This window comes from Microcoleus sp. D3_18a_C4 (assembly GCF_036702415.1).
In the GTDB taxonomy this organism is placed as follows: domain Bacteria; phylum Cyanobacteriota; class Cyanobacteriia; order Cyanobacteriales; family Microcoleaceae; genus Microcoleus.
Genome location: NZ_JAUBTI010000171.1, coordinates 1 through 7,798, shown reverse-complemented (window position 1 = coordinate 7,798; position 7,798 = coordinate 1). Strand labels below are relative to the sequence as shown.

General features: G+C 46.1%; 3 protein-coding genes. All 3 read left to right on the top strand.

Features of this window, described 5'->3' with window-relative positions:
• The first annotated feature begins 149 nt into the window (after nucleotides 1–149).
• Nucleotides 150–3,377 carry a DUF499 domain-containing protein gene (locus QUB16_RS32265; RefSeq protein WP_333322399.1) on the top strand — a complete coding sequence of 1,076 codons (3,228 nt, stop codon included), beginning with the start codon at nucleotides 150–152 and terminating at the stop codon, nucleotides 3,375–3,377.
• Nucleotides 3,378–3,766: 389 nt separating this feature from the next.
• Nucleotides 3,767–4,195 carry a DUF7680 family protein gene (locus QUB16_RS32260; RefSeq protein ID WP_333279332.1) on the top strand — a complete coding sequence of 143 codons (429 nt, stop codon included), beginning with the start codon at nucleotides 3,767–3,769 and terminating at the stop codon, nucleotides 4,193–4,195.
• 511 nt (nucleotides 4,196–4,706) lie between these two features.
• Nucleotides 4,707–7,460 carry a DUF1156 domain-containing protein gene (locus tag QUB16_RS32255; protein ID WP_333322397.1) on the top strand — a complete coding sequence of 918 codons (2,754 nt, stop codon included), beginning with the start codon at nucleotides 4,707–4,709 and terminating at the stop codon, nucleotides 7,458–7,460.
• Nucleotides 7,461–7,798 lie beyond the last annotated feature (338 nt).

The window sequence follows — 7,798 nt, the reverse complement described above, 5'->3', positions numbered from 1 at the left end:
GATTGTGGAACAGGCATCTTGCCTGTTCATCCTGCCAAAAAAGATGAATTTGATTGTGGAACAGGCATCTTGCCTGTTCATCAAAGCTAATTAAAAATGGTTTGACATCTCAATTTTAATCATTTACCCAACACCAAAGAATCTTTGATATGCTGCCATTAATCTTTGATACCTGTGTGCCCAGAGATGAGATTTTATCGGGAGACTTGTCTCTAGATTTATTTGCAGCCAAATTGCGGCTGGTAGTGGAAGGAAATGCACCTCAAGTTTATCAAGATGCCAATAAATTCTTTGCCAATACTTTCGCAACTGATGGCATTAAAACCCTGATCCGGGAAGTTTTTAGCCGCTTGATGAAGCAAAGCGCCGGGGCTGGGGTAGTTCGTTTGGAAACGAGTTTTGGGGGCGGCAAAACTCACGATGAAATTGCACTCTGGCATATCTGCAAGCAAGGGCGAGAAATTGCCGGATTGGAACGCTTTACAGATATTAGCGTTATTCCCGATCGCCCGATCCAAGTTGCAGCGATCGACGGTCGAGATTTAGACCCAGAACAAGGAGTTTATCACTCGGACAGCGGCTTGACAACCTACACTCTTTGGGGCGAAATTGCTTACCAAATTGGCGGCATTCCAGGCTATCAGTTACTGCAAGGCAGCGATAAAAGCGGTGTCAGCCCCGGTACTTCGGTGTTAGAACGGTTGACGGGGGGACAGCCGACTGTCATTATTTTAGATGAAATTGCGCGGTATTTGCGATCGGCAAAAGCGAAACAAATTGGCAGAAGCGATTTAGCCGAACAAGTGGTAGCTTTTCTATTTTCGCTGATGGATTTGGCGGCAGCGTGCGATAATTTAGTATTGGTTTATTCCCTCGCCTCGACAGCAGATACTTTTGCTGAAGAAACGGCAGAATTGCAAGAAACGATGCGCGCTTCCGCAAGACAAGAAAGGGTTTTGAGTCCTTCTACAGATATCGAAATTTACAACATCGTCAAACAGCGCGTGTTTGACAGAGTTAGCGAGGAAGCGGCGCAAAAAGCGGCATCGGAATATTTGGCGGCTTATCGCAATTGCCGCGTTAATTTGCCCGATGGGTGCAAAGATGCGTCATACTCAAAGGCGATCGCCCAAAGTTATCCGTTTCACCCGGAATTGTTCAATCTTCTTACTAAAAAAATTGCTTCTATTCCCGAATTTCAGAAGACGCGGGGCGCTTTGCGATTGTTCGCGCAAGTCGTGCGGCATTTGTGGGAAAATCGCGATGGTTGGATGCCGATGATTCACACGCATCACATTCCTATAGGGATGGATGGCGAAATTACTAACGATCTTACTTCTCGGTTGCAGCGATCGCCCCTGCGGAATGCGATCGGTGCGGATATCTACAATCCCGATGGTAGGCCGGCTTACGCACAATTGCAAGATGGGGAATGGATAGCAGCGGGAAAACCGCCGTTTTCTACTTGGGTAAGCAGAACAATATTTTTGCATTCTTTGACTCAGGGAAATTCTTCGGGAATTCGGCTGGCTGAGTTGAATTTGTCGCTGCTAATTCCGGGCGTGGAAAGCGGTTTTGTCGATCGCGTTTTAGAAACGCTAACCAAGGTAGCCTGGTATTTAGACTTCGATCCGATGACTTCCTTGGCGCGGTTTAAGGAAGAACCTTCGATTAACAAAATTATTACCGAGGAGAAAGAACAAGTCGGCGTATTGTTGGCGAAAGAAGATTTGCGGATTCGCCGGGACAGCATTTTTGCTAAGAAATTTTTCACCTTAGTTTCTAATGTCGAAAGTCCCTCAGATGTAGACGACAACCCGGATGATGTGGCGCTGTGCGCGATCGACTTTGACGAAGCCACGGTGGATGCTTCTACCGACGCAGCGCCGGAATTAGTCGATCGCATTTTTAACAGTAGCGGCGAATCCGGGAAGTTTCGCACCTACCGCAACCGGTTGTTATTTTTGGTGGCGAATCGGCTAGAATTAGAAAGGGCGATCGACAATGCCAGAGAATACAAAGCTATTCAAAATATTCTCAAAAGTCAGAACCGGATGCAAGATTTATCGGGAAGCCAGCAGAAGCAATTGAAGGAAAGGGAAGGCGCGAAAGATATTGCGGTGAGAGTATCTTTGACTAATGCTTACCGCCATTTATTTTATCCGTCAAATGATGCTGTGAAAGCACCGAAAGGGTTGATGCACTACACTCTTTCCGCCCAGGATGCGAGTATGGTGAAAGGCAAAAACAACCAGCAGGATGTGATTCTTAAAGCCCTGAAAGATTGCGGCAAGATTCGCCCGGAAGAAGCTAAACCTTTCGCCCCGGCTTTTATCTTGCAAAAAGTTTGGCCTGCGGGGTTGGATAGTTGGACGACGAAGGCGCTGCGCGATGCTTTTGCTAAGGATTGGAGTTTGAATATTCTCCTTGATGCGGAAGTTTCGATGCTGCGGGAAACGATTCGCCAAGGTTTGAAAATGGGCAATTGGGATATGAAAGTCGGGGAGAGACTATTTATCAAAACTGATGATAGCGTGTTGGTGTTGCCGGAGACGATCGAGTTTAGCGATCGCGCTGTATTATACAAGCGCGGCATTCTCGAACCTCCAGCGCCCAAAGAAGTGGAACTCAGCGCCCAATTGATGCCGAGTGCAGAAGCGGCAAAACCCGTGCGGGTGAGGTGGAAAGCCAAAGGAGCACTGACGGTTAGTTTGTATCAAGATGATGTTTTGATACCGGGAAATTTCTTCCCTTCCGATGAGTATGACGCCACCGCTGTGAATAACAGTATATTTCGGGTGGTGGCCGATTACGGTAACGGTGAGACAGCAGAAAAAACAACCAATGTCAATCTAAATCCTCAAGTTCCTAGCGTTCTAAAGAGTGGCAATTCTCCTTATGTTGTGGAAGGGCTACAGGGGACTTTGTGGGAGGCGAAACCGACGGTTATCGAACTCGACGGCACGGTGAATGTGGTATTTGCCGGATTGGGCGATCGCATTAGCGACTACAAAGTTCAAGGCATCGAAGTGCTAGAATTGTCTGTGAATCAAGTAACGGATTATCGCAAATTGGGAACAGCAATTGCCCTATTGCAGCGCTGGCAACCGCAAATCGATCAAACCGTAACCATTCAAACCGGCGACCAATTTGTGCGGTTTGAATATCAAGGGCAGATGCGGGGATTTCAGAGCTTTTTCTCGACAATCAACAGTTTGTTGAACAGTCCCGACGCGGATGCCCATGTTAGTTTGAAAATCATCTTAGAATTCAAGCCAGCTTTGCCGGCAAATGCCTCGGATATTAGCAGTATAAAACAAACGCTCGATCGCAATCCAGTAGAACGTATAAATTTAATGGCAAGGGTGATATATTGAAATGTAGGGGCGGGTTAACCAACAATATGTGGCAAAAATCAACACTCTCAAAAACCCGCCCCCACCCCACGGTAATTTGAGATGTAGGGGCGGGTTAACCAACAATATGTGGCAAAAATCAACCCTCTCAAAAACCCGCCCCCACCCCACGGTAAATCGCAATCTACCTCTTTTAACATACCAGCATCATACATAGGTCAGGGCGGGTTTGTGAGAGGGTTGGTTAATGGCGATTATGGTTGGTGAACCCGCCCCTACAGGAATCGCGATCGAACATGATATGATGTGTAAATTAATTATTGTATGGAAATGTAGGGGCGGGTTCACCCACAATATCTGGCAAAAATCAACAATCTCATAAACCCGCCCCCACCCCACAGTAAATCCTTATGCAAGAATTTCAATTACGAATTTTACCGATCGATAATAACAACTTCGCATTAGAATTGTATCAATGCGCGTACAAGAAAGCGGGAGAGAAAAAGCGTCCGGCGGCTAAGCGATTGGGGCGACTCAAAGGAAATGCCCTGGTTTTGGCGAGACAAAAGATTTATGCAACTCTCAAAGCGAACAATTACGATCCAAAAACTTTATCTCAGCAGCGACAAACTCCTTATATATTATCTGAAGAATCGGGGGTGAGTTTGGCGATTTTATTTCAATCGCTGCAACCGCTATCGAAAACCGAACGAATTGCGAATATTGCCGAAGGGATTATGGCGATGAGTAATGAAGAGGCACATTATTGGTTTGGTAAAATTGCCAATGGCAATCGTTCAAATGCTTTGAAAGCCTTGCGAATTTTATTGGGAGATTAATCTGATGAAAGTTGCTGATTTGACCTATCTACTCGTTCCCAGGCTCTGCCTGGTAACGCATATCAGGAGGCTCTGCCTCCCATCTTTCCCAGCCACAAACGAGGCACAGCCTCTAGACAACACGACTCATATTAAATTTCGTCATTCCGATAGTCCGTCAGGGGTTGAAACCCCTGCCTCATAGCGAAAGTCGTCTAAAGACGACTAATATTAAATCCGGCTTTAATACATCATCTATTCTATATAAAATCTATCGTAACTCCTGCGATTCTAAAGTATAACGAACAATGACATACTTATATAAACGCACCCAAATCTGATATAATTAACTCTTCAGTCGTCTTCAGACGACTTCAGCTATGAGACAGGGGTTTCAACCCCTGGCGGACTGTCGGACTATCGAATAATCCGACTATCGAAAAATCCAAATGTCTGACTGCGGGAATCTCGAACAATCTCCTTAAATTAACCCCAACAAATCATGCGCCCTCACCTCTTCATCGAGAAAATCATGCCAGTAAATCTGCTCAACGAGCAGGTTTATTACGAACACGGCGGCAATCCATTTAAAGGATTGCATCGCTGGTATTCGCGCAAACCTTTATCGTTTTCTCGCGCTTCGGTGTTGGGGTCGATTTTACCCGCAGATATCTCTTTAGAAGAGTTTGAATATTTGCTGGGATTGGAACCGGGGAAGGAAATTAAACTCTACAAAACTCCCCCGTCTTCGGTGCGAATTAAAAAGGTTCACGACTATTGCGAGAAAGTGTGGGGGAATCGCACGCCGACGATTTTAGATGCGTTTGCGGGTGGGGGAAGCATTCCCTTTGAGGCGGCGCGGTACGGGTTGAATGTGTTGGCGTCGGATCTCAATCCCGTGGCGGTGGTGACGATGAAGGCGGCGATGGAATATCCGCTGAAATTTGGCCCGGATTTGCAGGAGGATATTGATAAATGGGTGAAATGGGTAGGGGATGAAGCGGAGAAAAGATTAGCTGAGTTTTTCCCCTCTTTACCGGGGGAAACTGTGCAGAATTATTTGTGGGCTCATACGGTGGTTTGTCCGAGTTGTCAGTCGGTTGTGCCGTTGAGTCCGAATTGGTGGTTGTATAAGCGGCCCGAAAAGCAGAATTTACATAAATGGTGTGCGGTGAAACCCATTCCTAACTTGGAACAGAAGCGGGTTGATTTTGAGTTAGTGAAGGGGAAAAAAGGCAAGGAATCGACTATTAAAACGGAGGCGGGTGAGTACGATCCGAGTGTTCATAACACGATTAGCAGGAGTGTGGGTAAATGCCCCACTTGTGGAAATGTGATTGAGGATGATGTAATTAAATTTCAAGCTAAAGTAGGAAAATTAGGGCATCAACTTTATGCAGTTGCTTATAAACAAGGGAAAGGTAGTTTAGAGTTTAGAATACCGAGCGATTTTGACTTAGATGGCGTTATTAAAGCTGAATTGTATATCAATGAGACGTGGGATTATTTGCAGGCTAGTGGAGTTTTGCCTGATGTTGATGTTACTCATGGTCAAGAAACAGAAAGATTATTCGGAATTGGAATAGATAAATGGAGTAAATTCTTTAACCGGCGTCAGTTGCTAACGCTTGTCACTTATGTAGAAATTATCAACGAAGCTAAGGCACTGCTACAGGCTGAATATAAACCGGAGAAGGTAGAGGCGATCGCAACTTATCTAGCTTTGGTATTCGATAGATGTGTTGATAAAAATTCAAGATTATCTCATTGGCAAGCATCTAGAGCTTTTGCACAAGCTGCATCAGGACAACACGCACTTAATCTATTTTGGAATTATCCCGAAATTAGTGGCGCTGGTGAACTATGGCACTGGTGCGCTGATGCACTTGCATCAGAATATCAAGAGCTTTGCTCATTATTCGGCACAAAACCCCACTCAACGGGCTTACCCGGAATCGAACAATACGACCCCAAAACTATCCAAATTAATGCCACATCCGCCGATAGCCTCTACCACATTCCCGACAATTCAGTAGATGCAATTATCACAGATCCGCCTTACTATGGCACCATCCAATATGCCGAAATTTCCGACTTTTTCTACGTCTGGATGAAGCGCACATTAGGCGATATATTCCCCGATTTATTCTACTCAGAACTCACCGACAAAGATAGAGAAGCAGTGGCCAATCCGTCGCGCTTCCGCAACATGGGCACATCCCCCGACGAACTCGCCAAACAAGATTACGAAGCAAAAATGGCGCTAGCTTTTAGCGAATATTACCGAGTTTTGCGCGATGACGGCGTGATGACAGTCCAATTCAACCACAAAGAATCCGGCGCGTGGGACGTGCTCACAAAATCCCTCATCGATGCCGGTTTCGAGATTACCGCATCTTGGGCAGTCAGTACCGAAAACCCGCAAAACTTGCACCAAGCGCAGAAAAACTCGGTTTCTAGTACAGTTCTCCTCGTCTGTCGCAAACGCGATCCTAACGCCGCCCAAGCTTGGTGGGATGATTTGCGCCCCGAAGTCGCCAATCTCGTCGAACAACGCGCCCCAGAATTTGAAGCCAACGACATCAAAGGAATCGACCTTTATTTAAGCGCCTTTGGCCCGGCTTTAAATGTGTTCAGCCGTTCCTATCCCATCCTCAACAGCAGCGGCGAAGAAGTGCGCCCGGAAGTTGCTTTTGCTGAAGCCAGAAAAGCGATCGCAAACTATCGTTTCCGCAAACTCGTCCAAACAGATACAGCGGGATTTGACGCCCTGACGCAGTGGTATTTCCTCGCGTGGGATGCCTTCGGCGCTGTCGAGTTCCCCTTCGATGAAGCGCGACAACTCGCCCTCGCCGTCGGCGGTTTCAACGTCGTTGATTTAGCAAAAGTCTACAAATTAATTGACTCGACTAGCGGCACTTGCAAACTTTTGACCCCGAAACAGCGGCTGAAAAAAGGTGCTTTTTCGGTCAATCCGCAAGATTTTTCCATTACCTATTTAGTCGATGGATTGCACGCGATTATCGGTTTGTATCAGGAGGACGGAGATATTCAAATCGTGCGCGAGTTTATGAAAAAAACGGCTTTGACTGATAACGATAATTTCATGCGGGCGATTGAGGTGGCGCTGAAAGTGATTCCCCGGATTGGGGATGAGAAGAAACGGATACCGGAGGAGAAGGCTTTGTTGGATTTGTGGTTGGCGATGGATGAGATTAAGGCGAAGGTTGTTTATGAACAGATGGAAATTCAGTTTGAGGGACAGTTGAGTTTAGATTTTGGTTAGGTGGTTGAAAGAATCAGGGGACAAAAGGGATACGGCGTTGTGCTTATTGGTGTCAACTTAAGCTGTCAGTCCGCTAGTCCTCTCGCCAACCCGCCAGTCCGCCAGGGAATGAATTCCCTGTCTCAAAGCGAAAGTCCTCGCTATGAGGACTGAATAATATCTAGGATTTAATAATTATGATTTAATATATTAAAATTTAATAATATTGTCTGCCGCAAGTGACAAAAGAGAGATTATTGGAATAACTCATCAGTCCTCTTTAGAGCGTTCCACCGGCGTCGCACGCCGGTTATGAATAAAAGAAACAGTAAAGCTAGCCCAAAAGTGGCCAGCGATCG

Excerpts from the sequence above, each read along its gene's own strand:
- QUB16_RS32265 (WP_333322399.1), top strand. The coding sequence starts at position 150 with ATGCTGCCATTAATCTTTGATACCTGTGTGCCCAGAGATGAGATTTTA.
- QUB16_RS32260 (WP_333279332.1), top strand. The coding sequence starts at position 3,767 with ATGCAAGAATTTCAATTACGAATTTTACCGATCGATAATAACAACTTC.
- QUB16_RS32255 (WP_333322397.1), top strand. The coding sequence starts at position 4,707 with ATGCCAGTAAATCTGCTCAACGAGCAGGTTTATTACGAACACGGCGGC.